This window comes from Microbacterium sp. B35-04, assembly GCF_010634885.1.
In the GTDB taxonomy this organism is placed as follows: Bacteria; Actinomycetota; Actinomycetes; order Actinomycetales; family Microbacteriaceae; genus Microbacterium.
The window spans coordinates 45,580-63,709 of the sequence record NZ_MWLP01000021.1; the positions used below are offsets into that span (position 1 = coordinate 45,580).

17 protein-coding genes are annotated in these 18,130 nt (G+C 69.0%); 6 read left to right on the top strand and 11 right to left on the bottom strand.

The window, feature by feature from the left end:
- Positions 1 to 75: 75 nt before the first annotated feature.
- The 4 genes from B1729_RS06165 to rplJ form a co-directional block, all read right to left on the bottom strand.
- Entirely contained in the window at positions 76 to 999 is a 924-nt protein-coding gene (locus B1729_RS06165) for a carbohydrate ABC transporter permease (protein WP_239526072.1), read from the bottom strand.
- Complete coding sequence (locus B1729_RS06170; protein WP_163631350.1) at positions 986 to 1,912, bottom strand: sugar ABC transporter permease; 927 nt, start codon at positions 1,910 to 1,912, stop codon at positions 986 to 988. The genes B1729_RS06165 and B1729_RS06170 overlap by 14 nt, the downstream gene beginning before the upstream one ends.
- Before the next feature lie 298 nt (positions 1,913 to 2,210).
- On the bottom strand, positions 2,211 to 2,597 hold the full coding sequence (rplL, locus tag B1729_RS06175) for a 50S ribosomal protein L7/L12 (RefSeq protein ID WP_163619019.1): 387 nt from the start codon (positions 2,595 to 2,597) through the stop codon (positions 2,211 to 2,213).
- Positions 2,598 to 2,641: 44 nt separating this feature from the next.
- Entirely contained in the window at positions 2,642 to 3,157 is a 516-nt protein-coding gene (gene rplJ, locus B1729_RS06180) for a 50S ribosomal protein L10 (protein ID WP_109211493.1), read from the bottom strand.
- Positions 3,158 to 3,603: 446 nt separating this feature from the next.
- Here rplJ and B1729_RS06185 point away from each other — a divergent pair, with 446 nt between their 5' ends.
- The 3 genes from B1729_RS06185 (at position 3,604) to B1729_RS06195 (ending at position 7,029) form a co-directional block, all read left to right on the top strand.
- Complete coding sequence (locus B1729_RS06185; protein ID WP_239539448.1) at positions 3,604 to 5,187, top strand: M28 family peptidase; 1,584 nt, start codon at positions 3,604 to 3,606, stop codon at positions 5,185 to 5,187.
- Positions 5,188 to 5,354: 167 nt separating this feature from the next.
- Positions 5,355 to 6,575, top strand: coding sequence for a formaldehyde dehydrogenase, glutathione-independent (gene fdhA / locus B1729_RS06190; RefSeq protein ID WP_163619899.1), 1,221 nt, complete (start codon positions 5,355 to 5,357; stop codon positions 6,573 to 6,575).
- 55 nt (positions 6,576 to 6,630) lie between these two features.
- Positions 6,631 to 7,029, top strand: coding sequence for a heme-binding protein (locus B1729_RS06195; protein ID WP_163619901.1), 399 nt, complete (start codon positions 6,631 to 6,633; stop codon positions 7,027 to 7,029).
- A 68-nt stretch (positions 7,030 to 7,097) separates the two neighbouring features.
- Here B1729_RS06195 and B1729_RS06200 read toward each other — a convergent pair whose 3' ends face one another.
- Positions 7,098 to 7,733: a VOC family protein gene (locus B1729_RS06200; RefSeq protein ID WP_163619903.1), complete on the bottom strand. Its 636-nt coding sequence runs from the start codon at positions 7,731 to 7,733 to the stop codon at positions 7,098 to 7,100.
- Between the two features lie 178 nt (positions 7,734 to 7,911).
- On the opposite strand from B1729_RS06200, the gene B1729_RS06205 reads away from it, so the two are divergent.
- A complete protein-coding gene (locus B1729_RS06205) occupies positions 7,912 to 8,478 on the top strand; it encodes a dihydrofolate reductase family protein (protein WP_163619905.1) in 567 nt (188 codons plus the stop codon).
- Positions 8,479 to 8,585: 107 nt separating this feature from the next.
- A complete protein-coding gene (locus B1729_RS06210) occupies positions 8,586 to 9,293 on the top strand; it encodes a YqaJ viral recombinase family protein (protein ID WP_163619907.1) in 708 nt (235 codons plus the stop codon).
- Between the two features lie 31 nt (positions 9,294 to 9,324).
- Here the strand turns inward: B1729_RS06210 and B1729_RS06215 are convergent, their stop codons facing one another.
- The 6 genes from B1729_RS06215 to B1729_RS06240 form a co-directional block, all read right to left on the bottom strand.
- Complete coding sequence (locus B1729_RS06215; protein ID WP_163631353.1) at positions 9,325 to 9,828, bottom strand: 2'-5' RNA ligase family protein; 504 nt, start codon at positions 9,826 to 9,828, stop codon at positions 9,325 to 9,327.
- Positions 9,829 to 9,877: 49 nt separating this feature from the next.
- Positions 9,878 to 11,803, bottom strand: coding sequence for an ABC transporter ATP-binding protein (locus B1729_RS06220; protein ID WP_163631355.1), 1,926 nt, complete (start codon positions 11,801 to 11,803; stop codon positions 9,878 to 9,880).
- Positions 11,800 to 12,717: an ABC transporter permease gene (locus B1729_RS06225; protein WP_163619913.1), complete on the bottom strand. Its 918-nt coding sequence runs from the start codon at positions 12,715 to 12,717 to the stop codon at positions 11,800 to 11,802. Before B1729_RS06225 ends, B1729_RS06220 begins: the two co-directional genes overlap by 4 nt.
- A complete protein-coding gene (locus tag B1729_RS06230; protein WP_163619914.1) occupies positions 12,714 to 13,670 on the bottom strand; it encodes an ABC transporter permease in 957 nt (318 codons plus the stop codon). Before B1729_RS06230 ends, B1729_RS06225 begins: the two co-directional genes overlap by 4 nt.
- 66 nt (positions 13,671 to 13,736) lie before the next feature.
- Positions 13,737 to 15,401, bottom strand: coding sequence for an ABC transporter substrate-binding protein (locus B1729_RS06235; RefSeq protein WP_163631357.1), 1,665 nt, complete (start codon positions 15,399 to 15,401; stop codon positions 13,737 to 13,739).
- Positions 15,402 to 15,464: 63 nt separating this feature from the next.
- On the bottom strand, positions 15,465 to 17,249 hold the full coding sequence (locus tag B1729_RS06240; RefSeq protein WP_204318875.1) for an amidohydrolase: 1,785 nt from the start codon (positions 17,247 to 17,249) through the stop codon (positions 15,465 to 15,467).
- Between the two features lie 167 nt (positions 17,250 to 17,416).
- Here B1729_RS06240 and B1729_RS06245 point away from each other — a divergent pair, with 167 nt between their 5' ends.
- Positions 17,417 to 18,103 carry a TetR family transcriptional regulator gene (locus tag B1729_RS06245; RefSeq protein WP_163619917.1) on the top strand — a complete coding sequence of 229 codons (687 nt, stop codon included), beginning with the start codon at positions 17,417 to 17,419 and terminating at the stop codon, positions 18,101 to 18,103.
- Positions 18,104 to 18,130: the final 27 nt, after the last annotated feature.

Sequence of the window (18,130 nt, forward strand, 5' to 3'; positions counted from 1 at the left end):
GAAGTCGGTGTGTGGGTGTTGGTGCGTGTGATGAGGGTGGGCCGGGGGCCCGCGAAGGTGTGCGTGACGCGGACGTCACTTGATCCCGGTCGTCGCGATTCCCTTGATGAGGAACTTCTGGCCGAACAGGAAGATCAGGAAGATCGGGATGAGCGAGACGACGCTCATCGCGAACATCTGGGCGTAGTTGGTCGTGCTCTGGGCGTCTTCGAACGACCGCAGCGCGAGCGGGACCGTGTAGAGCTCGGGCTTGGTCAGGAAGATCAGCTGCGAGAAGAAGTCGTTCCACGTCCAGATGAAGGTGAAGATCGCGGTCGTCGCCAGGGCCGGCACCATGAGCGGCAGGATGATCTGCAGGAAGATGCGCGGGTGGCCGGCGCCGTCGATCCTGGCTGCTTCATCGAGCTCCTTCGGGATGCCGCGGATGAACTGCACCATCAGGAAGATGAAGAAGGCATCCGTCGCGAGCAGCTTCGGCACGATCAGCGGCAGAAAGGTGTTGATCCAGCCCAGCTGGGAGAACAGCACGTACTGCGGCACGATGATCACGTGGATCGGGAGCATGATGCTCAGGAGCATCACCGCGAACCAGAACCGCTTGCCGCTGAACGGCAGCCGCGCGAACGCGTACGCGGCCATCGAGCACGACACCAGGTTGCCGATGATGCAACCGAGCACGATCAGCGCCGAGTTCCACATGTAGACGTTGAACGGATATGCCAGGGCGTTCCACCCGTCCACGTAGTTCGAGACCTGGAAGCTGTCGGGGATGATGCTCGGATCGCGGAAGATCTCTTCGTTCGGCCGCAGCGAGCTCACGACCATCCAGATCACCGGGTAGAGCATCACCAGCGCGAGCGCGATGAGCAGCGTGTGCCGCACGATGCTCGCCATCGGCTTGCGGAACGGGCTGCGCCGGCGGGCGCGCGGTGCGCGGCCGGTGACGATCGTCTCGGTCGCGAGCGGGGCCGTCATGGCGGCGTCGTCAATCTTGGTCATCGTAGAAAACCCAAAACCTCGAGGTCCAGAACATCAGGACGGTCAGAATGCCGACGATGACCAGCAGCAGCCACGCCATCGCCGAGGCGTAGCCCATGTTGTAGTTGGTGAAGCCCTGCTGGTACAGGTACAGCGTGTAGAAGAGCGTCGAGTCGACCGGGCCTCCCGTTCCGCCCGAGACGATGTACGCCTGCGTGAACGACTGGAATGTGCCGATGAGCTGGAGCACCGCGTTGAAGAAGATGATCGGGGTCAGCAGCGGGATCGTGATCCGGAACAGCTGCTGCCGGCGGCTCGCGCCGTCGACGTCGGCGGCCTCGTAGTACATGGTGGGGATCTGACGGAGCCCGGCGAGGAAGATCACCATCGGCGAGCCGAACGTCCACACGTTCAGGATCATCAGCGTGCCGAGCGCCGTGTCGGGATTGGAGATCCATCCCTGCCCCTGGATGCCGAAGACCGCGAGCACCTGGTTCACGAGGCCGTCGACGCCGAAGATCTGACGCCAGAGGATCGCGATCGCCACGCTCGCTCCGAGCAGGGAGGGCAGGTAGAACGCCGAGCGGTAGAACGCCAGTCCGCGAAGGCCCCGGTCGAGCACGATCGCGAGGAACAGCGCGACCGCGAGCTGCAGCGGCAGGGAGATGAACACGTAGCTGAACGTGACCTGCAGCGATGTGGCGAGCCGCTCATCGGTCAGCATCCGCGAGAAGTTCTCGAAGCCGATCCACTTCGGCGGGCTCAGCAGGTTGTACCGGGTGAACGACAGGCCGAACGATGCGACCATCGGGCCGATCGTGATCAGCGCCAGCCCGACGAACCACGGAGCCAGGAAAAGGTAGGCGGCCTTGTTCTGCTTCTTGCCGTCAGACTTCGCGGTCTTCAGCTTGCCGAGCTCGCTGACAGCGCTCATGCGTCTGCTCCACGGGCACGGCCGGGGGGCCGTGTTCTGGGGCGGTGCGTCGTCGTCACCGTGTCCTCCGGTCTCGTCTTCGAGTGGTGAGAATGCGCTTTCTGGAATGCGCTTTCTCATTCTTGTCAGAACGGATGTCGAAGCGCAAGTCCCCAGTGAAAATCAGGCGTGGTTCGAGACCAAACCGTGAGAAAGGGATTTCGCAGATTGCGCAGTCTCAGCACGCCGCTACGATTCCCCGGGCATGACGAAGGCCCCGGATGCGAGCATCCGGGGCCTTCGTGATTCGCAGAGCGGGTTACTTGAGGGTAACCGTCGCGCCAGCCTCCTGGAGGGCGGCCTGAGCCTTCTCGGCGGTCTCCTTGTTGGCGCCCTCGAGGACAGCCTTGGGAGCACCGTCGACGACGGCCTTCGCCTCACCGAGGCCGAGCGAGGTGAGCTCGCGGACGACCTTGATGACCTGGATCTTCTTGTCGCCGGCGGCCTCGAGAACGACGTCGAACGAGTCCTTCTCCTCGACCTCTTCGGCGGGGGCACCACCGGCGGGAGCGCCGGCGGCCACGGCCACGGGGGCGGCGGCGGTGACGTCGAAGGTCTCCTCGAACGCCTTCACGAACTCGCTGAGCTCGATGAGCGTGAGCTCCTTGAACGCGTCGAGCAGCTCCTCAGTGCTGAGCTTTGCCATGATGATTCTCCTTGATAGTGGTTTTGCTACGCCGAGGCCCGATGTCAGGCCGCGGACTCCTGCTTCTCGCGCAGCGCGTCGACCGTGCGGACGGCCTTCGACGGGAGCGCGTTGAAGACGTATGCCGCCTTGGTCATCGAGGCCTTCATCGCACCGGCGAGCTTCGCCAGCAGGACTTCACGGCTCTCGAGATCGGCGAGCTTGTTGACCTCGTCAGCGCTCAGGGGGTTTCCGTCGAAGAAACCACCCTTGATCACGAGAAGAGGGTGTGCCTTGGCGAAGGCACGAAGACCCTTCGCGACGGAGACCGGGTCACCGTGCACGAACGCGATGGCAGACGGACCCTTGAGGTCGTCGTCCAGCGACGTGATCCCCGCGTTGTTCGCGGCGATCTTGGTCAGCGTGTTCTTCACCACGGCGTATTCCGCGTCCTGACGAATGCTGTTGCGCAGCTCCTTGAGCTGGGCAACCGTCAGACCGCGGTACTCGGTCAGCAGAACGGCGGTCGAGTCCTCGAAGTTCTTCGTGAGCTCGGCGACCGATGCTTCCTTCTGCGCCATGGCCACTCCTTGTGGTGTACGAGACGCTCCGCGGTGGCGGGGCGCCGGCCGGAGGCATCCGCTCATCATCTCGTCGCGGCAACAAAAAAGCTCCGGCGCAAGCGCACGGAGCGGGATTCCTGAATCCAGGAGAATCGTTCGTGACACCTGCGCGGGCCCCTGCGTTGCAGAGCTTCGATCTCCATGCGTTCACACGCACGTCGATGACCGGCGGTCTTCGGCTTCATTCATGGTAAGGGATGCCGCGCCCACCTCCAAATCGGGACGGCGAGGTGTGCACGCGGCGATGTGCGCAGACGTCGATCCCGATTCTCATACTTTCTTCACTTCCCCCGGCGGAGGGCTTTGCATATGCTCCATCGCGACGGGTGTCAACGATGACGCCCGCAATGGAGGGGAAGACGATGTACCCATCTAGAGCACTTTCCACGCGCGCCAGGACCGCGGTGATCGCGACGACGGCGGTCGCAGCCCTGGCGCTGATTCCAGCCGGCGGCGCATACGCAGCGCCCGCCCAAGCCTGCGATACGCGCACCAACAACACGTACGAGAAACTCCTCTCGTGCGTGAGCGTCGACGGAGTCCTCGAGCACCAGCAGGCGTTCCAGGCGATCGCCGACGCCAACGACGACACCCGCGCGGCGGGCACCACCGGCTACACCGCGAGTGTCGAGTACGTGGTCGACACGCTGGAAGCCGCCGGCTGGAACGTCGAACTCGACGAGTTCCCGTTCACCTTCGTGCCGCCGCCCTTCCTCGAGCAGCTGACGCCGGTCGCCGCCGAGTACGAGTCGGGCACCTTCACCGGAACCGGCTACGGCGAGCTCACGGGCAATGTGATTCCGGTCGACATCGTCCTCGACATGCCGCGCGACCCGGTCACGAGCGGCTGTGAGGCATCGGACTTCGTCGGTCTCGACTTCTCGGGCGAGAACGACATCGCGCTGATCCAGCGGGGCACATGCGAGTTCGGCGTGAAGGCGGTGAACGCGCAGACGGCGGGCGCCGAGGCCGTGATCATCTTCAACCAGGGCAACACCGAGCTTCGCTCCGGCCTCGTGACGGGAACACTGTTCGGCATCAACCAGACGCCGCTGAACATCCCCGTCGTCGGCGCGAGCTTCGCCGACGGCGCCGCGCTCGCCCAGGCGAACTCGACGGCGCACATCGTCGTCGACCAGCCCGAGTCGCGTCCTCAGGTCAACGTGATCGCGGAGCTGCCCGGCGCGAACGACTCCAACGTCGTCATGGCCGGCGCGCACCTCGACTCGGTGCTGGCCGGTCCCGGCATCAACGACAACGGCAGCGGATCGTCGGCGCTCCTCGAGATCGCCCAGCAGATCTCGAAGCTCAAGCCCGAGAACACCGTGCGCTTCGCGTGGTGGGGCGCCGAGGAGAGCGGCCTGCTCGGCTCGCGCGCGTGGGTCGACGAGCAGCTGGTGGAGGGCACCCTCGACGAGGTCGCGCTCTACCTGAACTTCGACATGGTGGCGTCGCCGAACTACATCTTCATGGTGTACGACGGTGACGAGTCCGGTTGGGATGCGCCTGCCGGCGTGCCGATCCCCGAGGGCTCCATCCAGATCGAGGACCTGTTCGAGAGCTACTACACCTGGGCGGGCGTGCCGTACGACGACGCGCAGTTCAGCGGTCGCAGCGACTACCAGGCGTTCATCCAGAACGGCATCCCGGCGGGCGGCCTGTTCACCGGCGCCGAGGTGCCCAAGACCGTGCAGCAGGCAGAGATCTGGGGCGGTGTGGCGGGCCAGCAGTATGACCCGTGTTACCACCTCGCCTGCGACGACATCGACAACCTCGCGCTCGACGCGCTCGACGTCAACTCCGACGCGATCGCGGCGGCCGTGCTGACCTATGCCTACTCCACCGAGACGGTGAACGGCGTCGTCGGCGCGAAGGTGCCCGGAAACTTCGCGTTCCCGGCTCCGGCCGGGCCCGAGGGCACCGTCAACCTTCCCGGTGGCGGCGGCCTTGCGCCTGACCATGACCACGAGCACGGCGACGTCGACTGAGTCGATGCGCTGAGCGAGGCGGGGGTGCCGTACCGGCATCCCCGCCTTCGTCTGCGCCCTCTCAGCGGACCCATTGCGCTGACTCTTCGGGAGGACGAAGCTCGGACGCGAGCCCCAGCACGACAGAGTCGCACGACGATGTCCGTCGCACGACGGAGAGGACGAAGATGTCCAGCAACAGGGCCGTCGCCTACAAGGGCCCCGGCGAGGTCGAGGTCATCGACACGGATTACCCGGAGTTCGAGCTGAAGGACGGGCCGGGCGTCAACCCGGCGAACGTCGGCAGGAAGGTGCCGCACGGCGCGATCCTCAAGACCGTGAGCACGAACATCTGCGGTTCGGACCAGCACATGGTGCGCGGCCGCACGACGGCACCTGCAGGGCTCGTGCTCGGCCATGAGATCACCGGTGAGGTCGTCGAAGTCGGCCCCGACGTCGAGTTCGTCAAGGTCGGCGACATCGTCTCGGTGCCCTTCAACATCGCATGCGGCCGCTGCCGCAACTGCAAGGAGGGCAAGACCGGCATCTGCCTCAACGTCAACCCCGACCGTCCGGGGAGCGCCTACGGCTACGTCGATATGGGCGGTTGGGTCGGCGGCCAGGCGGAGTACGTGCTCGTACCGTACGCCGACTGGAATCTGCTGGTCTTCCCCGACCGCGACCAGGCTCTCGAGAAGATCCTCGACCTCACCATGCTCTCCGACATCTTCCCCACCGGGTTCCACGGCGCGTACACCGCCGGCGTCGGCCCGGGATCGACCGTCTATATTGCGGGCGCCGGACCCGTCGGCCTCGCCGCTGCGGTGGGAGCACAGCTGCTGGGTGCGGCGGTGGTCATCGTGGGCGATCTGAACGAGGACCGCCTTGCCCGTGCGCGCTCGTTCGGGTGCGAGACCGTCGACGTGTCGAAGGGCGACCCGAAGGATCAGATCGAGCAGATCCTCGGTGTGCCCGAGGTCGACAGCGGCGTCGACGCCGTCGGGTTCGAAGCGCGCGGACACGGAGCGGATGCCACGCACGAAGCACCCGCCACGGTGCTCAACTCGCTCATGGACCTGACCGCGGCGGGCGGCGCGCTCGGCATCCCGGGTCTGTACGTCACCGGCGACCCCGGCGGCATCGACGAGGCCGCGAAAGTCGGGTCGCTGTCGCTGCGGCTCGGCCTCGGCTGGGCGAAGTCGCTCTCCTTCACCACCGGCCAGTGCCCTGTCATGCGCTACAACCGCCGCCTCATGATGGCGATCCTCCACGACAAGGTCGCGATCGCCGATGCCGTCGGCGCCACCGCCATCGGACTCGAGGACGCCCCGCAGGGGTATGCCGATTTCGACCAGGGCGCCGCCAAGAAGTACGTGCTGAATCCCAACGGGTACATCCAGTCCACCTGACAACGAGCGGATTCCTCGGTCGAGGCATCCGCTCGCCGACGAAAGGAACACCACCATGTCCGTCACCCTCGATGACGCCCGTCGCGTCATCACCGCCGCAGAGAAGCGCGCCGACGAGATCGGCCAGCCCATGAACATCGCCGTGGTCGACGCGGGAGGCAACCTGGTCGCCCACGTCCGTCAGGACGGCGCATGGATCGGGAGCGTGAACATCTCGATCAACAAGGCCTGGACCTCACGTGCGTTCGACATCGAGACGAAGACCCTCGGTGACAACTCTCAGCCGACGCAGCAGTTCTACGGCATCCACGCCACCAACGGCGGCAAGGTCGCGATCTTCGCCGGCGGCGTCCCCCTCTCCCGCGACGGCGCCGTCGTGGGCGCGGTGGGCGTCAGCGGCGGATCGGGCGACCAGGACCAGACGGTTGCGGAGGCAGGCGCCGCCGCCTTCTGACGCACCTTCCTGCGACCGACGCGCCGCCGCTGCTCGCCGCCAGGGGCACGTCGACCTGTGGCCGTCAGCTACTCGCGCCAGGGGCAGAGGTCGACCTTGTGGCCGTCGGCATCCGCCAGGGTCCACCACTCGGGCGCGTGGGAGTCGTCGACGATCACTCCGCCGGCGGCGAGCGCAGCCTCCAGGCGCTTCTCGATCACGTCGCGGGGAGCGTTCACGTCGAGGTGGGACCTGCCGCGCAGCGGCTTGTCGACGGGCTGGAACCAGATCAGAGGACCCCGTCCGTCGGCGTCGAACAGCACGCCGTCGCGCACTTCGCGAAAGCCCGTCGCGGCCTTCCAGAACGCCAGCGCGGCACGGGGATCGGGTGTCGCCACCGCGAGCATCAGGTCTTGCATCCGCTCGGTCTCTGCGCGGATGTCGAGCTCGCGGGCCGCCTGGGAGATCTGCGCGGCGAGCGCGGCATCCTTCGCCGTCAGCCCGCCCGCCGAATGGGTGAGCAGCCGTACGCGCACGGTGGCGAAGCGCACGTCGACGTCGGGATGGTGGTCGGCCGCCTCGGCGAGGTCGGCGATCGCTGCGAACAGCTGCGCCCCGGCCGCGAAGCTGCCGGTGCGGAACAGGGCGAAGGCGCCGGTCACGCGGGGACGCCAGTCCTCGACACCCGGGAACGCGCGGAATTCGTCTGACGTGATGGTGCTCATGATCCCGAGGATGCCACCGCCACCGCCGAGCGCAACCCCTGTGGCGGTCCGGCGGCGCCGAGGAGCGGCACGGCGTGCGGGCCCCATGCGCGATGCGGACCGGCTCGATAGGGTCTGAGGAGGCTGGTCGACATCCGAGCGGCGGGAGTTCTCGCTGCCGACATCGTGAGGTTCCGATATGGGCAAAGTCGCGTGGGGATTCACCTGTTCGCTCGACGGTTTCATCGCCGGGCCAGACCATGACATGGGCTGGTTGTCGGCAGCGGAGCCGATGGCGCCGGGCGCGACCGAGCGCATGGCGGCCGAGGTCGGCGTGATCATCGCCGGGAGAGACGGCTACGACGCGGCGAAGGCCCAGCAGGGCGAGCGCGACGAGATGACCTCCGAGGCCTACGGCGGCGCATGGTCGGGGACGGAGTTCATCCTCACGCACCGTCCTCACGAGATCGCAGACGACGCCTCCGTCGTCGCGTTGAACTGCAGCGTCGTCGAGGCGATCCGCCGGGCGCAGGAGATCGCGGGCGACAAGGACGTGCAGATCATCAGCGCGGACATCGCCCGCCAGGCGCTCGAGCACGACCTCATCGACGAACTGCAGGTGTTCGTCGCACCGGTGTTCCTCGGTGACGGCACCCGCATCTTCGATGTCCCCGGCGGGCGTCGCTACGACTGGGAGCTGGCCGAGATCTACGAAGGCGCCGAACGCAGCCTCGGACGGACATACCGGCCGAAGCGCAGCCGTTGACAGGCTCTCGCGCGCCTGGCGCGCGTCATCGGCCGGACGGTCGGCGACCCGGCGTTCCAGGTGCGTCGCAGGCGGCGGATGTCGGGTCGGCGGCGTAGCCTCGGAGGGTGAACCCCGAGCACGCCGCCGCACGCACTTCGGCGCTCGCGGCGCACGCCCCGGACGTCGCCGCCCGCATCGTTGCGGACTCGCGGGATCGCGTCGCCTGGGTGCGCGCACGGTCGCGCGGCATCACCGCGACCGACGTTGCGAGCCTGACCTCCGACCGCGCCATCGGCCGTGCCGCCGACGCCAAGCTCCTCGGCTCGGGCTTCTCGGGCAACGCCTACACCGCGCACGGCCGTGCGCGTGAGCCCGAGATCGCCGGGTGGGTCGCCGCGACCCACGGCATCCAGCCCTCGTCGGCGCTCTTCCACGCCGTCGTCGAGAAGCGCCACCTCGCGACCCCCGACGGCATCGCCGTCGACGCGTCGGGGCGCATCATCCTCGCCGAGATCAAGACGACGAACAAGGCCTGGCGCAGCATCCCGCGCTCCTACCTGCGGCAGGTGTGGTGGCAGCAGCACGTGCTCGGCGCCGAGCGCACCCTCGTCGCCTGGGAGCAGCACGACGGCTTCGTGCCCGTCGGCGACGAGCCGCGCTGCGCGTGGGTCGATCGCGACGAAGCCGAGATCGCGAAACTCGTGCGCCTCGCCACCGCCCTCATCGACGAGCTGTACCTGCGCACGACGCGCTCACGACAGCAGGCGGAACGGATGCCGCACCCGCCTGCCGCGCCGCGTGAGCCGTTCCGCGCGCTCGCCCTCGCCGACTGATCCGGCTGCCGTGCCCGGCTGAGCCGGTTCCTCATCGCAGCGTGGTCACACGCCGCGCATCGGCGTCCCAGATCCGCGCTCCTGTCGCTTGCCCGACGAAGTTCGGCGCTTTCATCAACCGCATCGCCGTCGCCAGTCGCGGGGCGGTGAGTCCCCGCGCCAGAGTGATGTGCGGCGTCCACCGGTCGATCCCGGTGTTCGAGTACCGCGGCTCGGGTCGACCGGCGATCTCTGCGACGACGCGGTGGATCGCCAGGAGCGGCGCGCTCACGACGACATGCCGCGCGAGCACGTACCGGTCCCGATGGCCGAGGAGCACGACTCCTGCGAGCTCCAGGGTGATGGGGAGCAGGTCAGCGATACCGTCGAACGCCGATGGATCGAGCCGGTCCCGCACCGCGAGCGTCAGGTGCGGACGGTTGCTGGGTGCGGGATTGCGCCCCGAGCTCGGCAGATCGGCCGCGAGCAGTCGATCCCAGTCATCCCGGACCGCGCGGTCGAGCTCGGCATCCGGAATCAGTTCGACGCTGAACACGCCTCCATACTCCTCGAACCGACCGTGCCGCGCGACGACGGCCCGCCGCTCACCGTGCCTGTCCCGACGCCTCGACCTTCGCCGCATCCACCGACGCGGCTTCCGCATCGTCGTCGGCGACCCCGTCCGAGCCCTGGGCATCGATGCCTGCATGCTCGACCTCTGCGCCCGCCTGCTCCGGATCCCAGCCGGGCTTCGGCACGGAGTCGATGAGCAGCCGCGTGTACTCGTGCTGCGGGTCGGCGAGCAGTTCGTCCGTGCGTCCCCGCTCGACGATCTCGCCGCGGCGCATCACGACCGTCTCATCGCACACCCTCCGGACGACGGCCAGGTCGTGGCTGATGAACAGCACCGTCAGACCGCGCTCCCGCCGAATGTGGTCGACCAGGTCGAGCACCTGCGCCTGCACCGAGACGTCGAGCGCGCTGGTCGCCTCGTCCATCACCAGCACGCCCGGCTCGATCGCGAGGGCGCGCGCGATCGCGACGCGCTGCCGCTGTCCTCCCGAGAGGGTGCGCGGCCGCGCCGCGGCGTGCTTCTCCCCCAGGCCCACCTGCGCGAGCAGGTCCCGTACACGCGTGCGAGACTCGGACGCGCTGAGTCGCCTCTCGCTGCCGGTGCCGCCGTGCAGGCGTAGGGCGTCCTCGATCGCGCGGCCGGCCGTGATGCGCGGATCCAGCGACAGATAGGGGTCCTGGAACACCATCTGCACGCTGCGCGCGTGCGCCAGTCGCTCCCGGCGGCCGCGGGGGACCGCCGTCCGTGCACGGCCATCGATGCGGATGTCGCCGCCGTCGGCGCTCTCGAGGCCCACGACCAGGCGCGCCAGCGTCGATTTGCCCGATCCCGACTCCCCCACCACACCGAGTGCACCGCCACGCGGCACGGTGATCGAAGCCTCGATCACCGCGTGCACCGGCTCCTTCCCGCGGCGGTGATACGTCTTCGAGATCCCGAACGCCGCGAGCATCGGCGTGGCCGGCGCCGTTGGCCCCGACAGCGCAGTCGGGACGTGGTCGGAGCGCTCCCCGAGGGGCCAAGGGTCCGTCCGCAGCGGACTCCGTCCATCGGTCGCGGCAGGCACGTCGCGCGGAGGCGCGGTTCCCTCCGCCGCGCGAGACACCGGGGCGCTGCCGAAGAGCGTCGGGGTCGCGGCGACGAGCCGGCGGGTGTACTCCGCCTGTGGGTCGCGCAGCACGTCGTGTGCACGCCCCTGCTCGACGATGTGTCCGCCGCTCATCACGTAGACGCGGTCGCAGAGCGAGGACGCGAGGTTGAGGTCGTGTGTGATGAACAGCATGCCCATGCCCCGGCGTGCGCGCTGCTCGCTGAGCACGCCGATGATCTCGGCCTGCGTCGTGACGTCCAGGGCGGTGGTGGGCTCATCGCACACCAGCAGTCGCGGCGACGTGGTGAGCGCACCCGCGATCATGACGCGCTGCAGCATGCCGCCTGAGAACTCGTGCGGATACTGGCGCAGGTGCTCCTCGGGGCGCGGCAGGCGCACGGCGGTGAGCAGTTCGACGGCGCGTGCTCTCGCGGCATCCGCCGACCACCCCTCGGCCAGCCGCAGCGCCTCGGTCAGGTGGTCGCCGATGGTGCGCATCGGGTTGATGCCGGCGCGCGGGTCCTGGAAGATCATCGCGGCGCCGTGCCGGCGGAGCCCCCGCAGTTGGGGGGCGGTGGCCGTCAGCACGCCCGCCCCGCCGAGCACGACGTCGCCGGTGGTGACGGCGCGCGGGGGAAGGAGCCCGAGCACGGTGCGGGCCGTGAGCGACTTGCCCGAGCCGGACTCGCCGACGAGCCCGACCGTCTCACCCGCGGCGACCGAGAGCGAGATGCCGTGAAGCAGCCGCGTGCCGTCGGCGAGGTCGAGCGTCAGATCACGGATGCCGAGCAGGGCCTCACCGTGCACCGCAGGCGCTTCGGGGATACCTGTGGCGGCCGGCTCGGCGACGGAATCGTGTGCGTTCATGCCGGGATCTCCCCTCCGATGCGGTCGGAGACCTCTTCCCCGATGATGTTGACCGCCACGACGACCACGACCACGGCGACCGCCGGCACGATCGCGGGCAGGAAGTGCCCGCCGATGAGCCCGGCCTGCGCCTCGTTGATCATCGCGCCCCAGTCGGCGGTCGGCGGCTGCACGCCGAGACCGAGGAACGACAGCGCCGCGAGCTCCGCCAGGACGTAGCCGAAGTTCAGCGTCGACTGCGCGCCGACGATCGGGGTGACGTTCGGCAGCACACGGCGCAGTGCGATCCATGGTCCGGAGAACCCCTGCACGCGGTAGGCCGCGACATACGGCCGGGTCCGCTCGGCAGCGACGAGCGACCGCGTCAGGCGTGCCACGAAAGGCGCGTACGCGATGCTCATGGCGATGACCGGCGCCACCAGGCCCTTGCCGAAGAGCGCCACGGCCATGATGGCGATGAGAAGCGACGGGAAGGCGAAGAGCACGTCGAACACGCGGCCGAGTGCGGCATCGATCCAGCCGCCGCGCCAGCCCGCGATCAGGCCGAGAAGGATGCCGAGCACGGTCGACGCGATCACCACGAGGAGCGGCCCGAGCAGCGCCGTGCGCGCACCGTAGATCAGGCGGCTGAGCGTGTCGCGTCCCAGGCTGTCGGTGCCGAGCCAGTGCGCGGCGCTCGGCCCGGCGTTGACCGCGGCGAAGTCGACGGCGTCGGGGTTGTACGGGGCGAGGAAAGGCGCGAAGATCGCGGCCAGCGTCATCGCCGCGACGACGCCCAGCGCGATCGCCAGGGTGAGGCCGGCGCGCCGCCGGCGAGGCGCTCGCAGCACACCGACGGCGAGTGTCGCGGGGCTCGTGCGCTTCGACGCTGCGCTCGGCGCGCCGGTCGCGGGCGGCGGGGTCGTGGAGGTCATCGGGCACCGGCTCCGGCAGCGGATCGAGGGTCGATCCAGGGTTCGAGGACGTCGATCACGGCGTTGACGAGCACGAACGCGGTGACGACGAGGAGGACGATCGCCTGCACGACCGGGAAGTCGAGGCGGTCGACCGACTGCACCAGCAGCGAGCCGATGCCGGCGAGGCCGAAGGCCGCTTCGACGATGGAGCTCGACACGAGAAGGCCGGCCACGAGCATCCCGCTCACCGTCAGAATCGGGCCGACGGCGTTGCGGAAGACGTGGCGACGGACCACGGTGCCGCGTCTGATGCCGCGGCTGATCGCCACCTCGACGTGCTCGCGGCCGAGCTGGTCGATCATCGACGAGCGGGTCACCTTGCCCACGAGCACGACGAACACGATCGCGAGCGCGATGGACGGCAGCACCAGGTGGTACACCGTGTCCCAGAAGCCGTCGCCCGAGCCGAACGAGGGGAACCAGCCGAGCTGCACGGCGAACACCGCGATGAGCACGATCGAGCCGACGAACGATGGGACGGCGCCGAGCACGGTGAGCCCGATCAGGATCGAGCGGTCGGCGACCCGCCCCCGCGAGAGTGCGGCGAGCGCGCCCGCGGTCAGTCCGACGACCGCGATCATCGTGCCTGCCATGACGACGAGGCCGAGCGTGACCGGCAGGCGCTCGCCGAGCACGACGGTGACGTCCTGCCGGTACTGCAGCGAGCGGCCGAGATCACCGTGCAGGAGCCCGCCCACCCACGTCAGGTACTGCTGCCACGGCGGCAGGTCGAGTCCGTACTGCGCGGTGATCTGCGCCACCGCCTCGGGGCTCGGCTTGCGCCCGCGCAGCAGGAACGCGACGGGGTCGCCCGGCACCAGGAACCGCGAGAAGAACACGAGGACGGATGCCAGGAACAGCGTGAGGAGCAGACCTCCGAGCTTGCCGGCGATCCGGCGGACGGCGGTCATGATGCGACGCCGTCCGCGAACGAGGCCAGACGGGGCCCGGCACCCAGCGCCAGGCCCCCGCTCAGGTCACCGCGAGCCAATGGTCGCCGCCCACGGGTAGTAGAGGAACGCCACCGACGGTGCCACGCCGGTCACGCGGTCGCTCAGGAACACGGTCATCGGCCCCTCGAACAGCGGCAGCCAGGGCAGCTGCTCGTTCGCGATGCGCTGCGCCTGAGCCGTGATCTCGCTGCGCTGCGCCGGGTCGTCGATCGCGACGGCCTCGTCGACGAGCGCATCGAAGTCCGGATCGCTCCAGCCGCCGTAGTTGCTGAACTCCCCCGTTCGCAGCACGCCGTACATCTCGAGAGGGTCGGGGCTCGAGAGATACCAGGAGGTGTAGAAGAGGTCGACGCCGTCGCGCGCGGCCGGGTCCGAGAACAGGGCGGTGTAGGCGCTCGGGCTCACGGTCTGGATCGTCGACTTCAGCCCGATCGCCTGCGCGGCCGCGGCCGCACCCTGCGAGATCACGGCGAAGTCGTTGCCCAGAGGTGCCGTCGCGATGACGATCTCCTCACCTGCCACGCCCGCGTCGTCGATGAGCTTCTTCGCCGCTTCGAGGTCGTACGGATACTCCTCGAGCCCGTCGAACGCGTCGTCCAACGCCGCTCCGCTCGCACCCACCCACACCGACTCGGTGGTGAGCGCGTTCGTGACCTCGCCGTAGCCCTGGACCGCGGCATCCAGGATCCCCTGCCGGTCCATCGCCAGGAGCAGGGCCTCGCGCACGCGATCGTCACCGAGCGGGCCTTCGAGATCGCTCACGATCAGACTGCCGACGGCCGTGTTGAGCCCGAAGTAGACGTCGCCCTTGCCGGAGCCCTGCAGCTGCGCGATCGCGTCGGGCGGGATCATCCAGCCGCCGTCCACCTCACCGGATTTCAGGGCGTTGACCCGGGCGTTGGGGTCGGTCATGAAGAGCACCTCGACCTCGCCCGCCCGCGCGCGCAGCGCCTCGTCCCAGTAGTCGTCGTACCGCGTCAGCGTCACCGATTCGCCGGGCTTCCAGGCGGTCAGCTCGAAGGGCCCGGTGCAGTTCACGAGGCCGGTGGAGTTGCCGTAGTCGGCGCCCTTCTCGGCCAGCGACGCGGCCGACTCGACGACGCCGGCCGAGCCGCCCATCGCGAGGTTGAACTGGGAGTCGGGCCGTGTCATCGTCACGGTCACCTCGCGCTCGCCGGTCTGCTCGATCGCGGCGACGTTCTGGTACGCCGAGTACCACGACGAGCCGACCTCCGGGTCGAGGTGGCGGCTCATCGACGTGACGACGTCGGCGGCGGCGAGCGGCGTGCCGTCGTGGAAGGTGACGCCCTCACGGATCGTATAGACCCACGTCTCGGGCGTCGGATGCTCGAACGACTCCGCGAGGCCCGGCGACAGCGTGTAGTCGGGATTGAGGCGCAGCAGCGACTCGCACACGTTCGCGAGCACCTGGTTGTCGGCGTAGTCGAACGCGTAGGCGTAGTCGAGGGAGTACGGCTCGGAATAGCTCACCCAGGTGAACGAGTCGATGTCACCGGACGGCGCAGCCGTCTGGGCGGTGAGCTCCCACTCGGGCGCGGCAGTCGCATCGGGCTCGGCCTCGGCCGGGGTGCACGCCGAGAGGACGAGCGCGCCCACGAGACCGGCGGCTGCCAGAGCGCCGAGGCGATGGACGGCGGATCGACGGGTGGTGCGTCGAGTGGGGATCATGGTGCTCCTCGGGTACGGACGTCGGTGTCGGGTGGAGAACGATCGGGGACGGCGCGTCGTCCGTCAGTGGAGGCTCGGGACGGGCGTCCCTATGGCGGGGTTGCCCAGGTCGGAGGCATCCGGGCTGTCGGCGGTCGGCGACGCCTCGTCGCGGGCGTAGACGCGCTCACCGTCGATCCACGTCGAGACGACCTGACACGCGTACAGCTCCTCGGCGGGGACGGCGAACGGGTTGGGCTCGACGACGACCAGGTTCCCGAGGTAGCCGGCGCGGACCAACCCGGTGTCGTGGTCGCGGTGGTTCACGTAGGCGGTGCCGGACGTGTACGCGGCGAGCGCCGTCGCGAGATCCAGCCGCTGGTGCGCGCCGCCCAGCGGCTCGGCATCCGACAGCGGCGCGACCCGGTTGACGGCGATGTGCACACCGGCGAGCGGATCGGCGCTCGAGACGGGCCAGTCGCTGCCGCCGGCGAGGCGTACGCCGGCGCGCCGCAGATCGCCGAACGGGTACTGACGGGATGCCGCCGACTCGGCGAGGAACGGCAGGGTCAGGTCGTCCATCTGGTCTTCGTGACATGCCCACAGTGGCTGCATGTTCGCGACCGCCCCGACCGCCGCGAAACGCGGTACATCGGTCTCGTCGATGACCTGGATGTGCGCGAGGTGGTGACGCCCGTCTGTGTCGCCGTTCGCCGCGGCCGCCGCCTCGACCGCGTCGAGCGCCTCTCGGACGGCGCGGTCGCCGAGGGCGTGGAAGTGCAGCTGGAAGCCGGCGGCATCAGCCGCGATCGCGTACTCGCGCAGCTTCTCGGCGGGGATGAACGACAGCCCGCGATTCTCGGTGTCGTGCCCGTGACCGTCGCGGTACGGCTCAAGCATCGCGGCCGTGTGGTTCTCGGCGACGCCGTCGACCATGAACTTGATGGAGGTGAGCGAGAACCGGTCCTCGCGACCGAGCTCGGCGATCTCGTCACGGAGGCGGATCATGTCCTCCAGCTGCTCGATGCCGTCGGCTCGCTCCCACCACTGCGCGCCGACGACGTGCGCCTTGAGCGTGCCCTCGGCGAGCGCGCGCCGGTAGGACGCGAGTCCGCCGGCGATTCCCGGGAAGTCGCCGACGAGCGCGTCCTGCCATCCCGTGATGCCCTGTGCGAGCAGGTCTCGCTGCGCCCGCAGCAGCCCGGCGTACGCGAGGTCCTCGGAGACGGTCGGGCGCACGGCGGCGAAGAAGTCGGAGGCGCCCTCGTGGAAGGTGCCCGCAGGAAACCCGTCCGCCTCGCGCTCGATGCGTCCGTCGGCGGGGTCGGCGGTCGCGGCATCGATGCCTGCCAGGCGCATGGCCGCGGTGTTCGCCCACGATGAATGGTGGTCGCGGCTCGCGAGCAGCACAGGCCGGTCGGGAACGATGGCGTCGAGCGCGCCCCGCAGCGGTGCGCCGCTGGCGAAGTGATCCATCGACCACCCGCCGCCGACGATCCATTCGGCATCGGGATTCTCCGCGGCGTAGCGGGCGATCGTGGCAAGGGCATCGGCGGCGTCCTCGGAGCCCGTGAGGTTGCACTGCAGCAGTTCGACGCCGCCCGACATCGGGTGGATGTGCGCGTCCTGGAAGCCCGGCGCCAGCAATGCGCCGGCGAGGTCGACGACCTCGGTGTCGGGACCGATGAGGACGGATGCCGCTTCCTCGCTGCACACCGCGGCGATGCGCCCGTCGCGCACCGCGACGGCGAGACCCGTCAGCGCCTCGCGGCTGCCCGCAGTCACGAGGTCGGAGCTGAACAGCGCGCCTCCGGTGAACACGGTGTCTGCGAACGGCGTCTGTGCGTCGTCAGGAACGGCAGCGGCCACGGGACCTCTCCTTCGTCATCGAGCGGGGTTGCTCGACGATAGACTGACGTCATCGCCGATGTCAACGCTGTTGACCACATTGATGACACCACCGGTATGCTGGGCGCGTCACGGCGTCGAGCCGCGGCTCCGTGGAACGATGGACGGCGACGGTGAAAGCGGGGATCATGGCGGCACGCAGCGGAGCGACGTCCGAGAAGTCCGGCGGCAGGCGCCTGGATCGAGCGATGATCATCGCGGCCGGGCTGGAGCTCGCCGAGACCACCGGCTCGACGACGCTCTCCATCAGGGAGCTGGGCGCCAAGCTCGGCACCGATCCGACCGCCGTCTACCGGCATTTCCGCAGCAAGGACGACCTGATGGGCGCACTGCTCGACGAGCTCACGGTGCGCAGCCTCGCCGCCGTGACCGCGCCGCCAGAAGACTGGCAGGACCGCCTGCGCCAGCTGGCATCCGCCACGCTCAACGAGCTCTCGCGCTACCCGGCCGTCGGCCAGGAGGCCATCGTGCTCACCACGCACGGGCCGGGCGAACTCGATGCGATCGAGTTCATGCTGGACGCCTTCTCACGGGCAGGCCTTGAGGATGAAGACCTCGTGCAGCATTACGCCCTGATGGCGACGCACGTCCTGTCGTCCGCCGCCGGCGTCGCGCGGGCGCGGACCGAGCGCGGCTCCCCCTCACCCTCGAGCTCCAGCCCGTGGTTCGAGGGCCCTCTGCTGGTCGACCCCGTCAACCACCCCCACATCGCGCAGATCTCGCCACAGCTGCTCGCTCTCGAGGATCGCGAGCTCTTCACCCTCGGCGTCGAGTGGATCATCCGCTCCGCCGAACGCTCCGCGATTTCCGCCTGAGCCTCGGCGGCATGCGCATCTGACCTT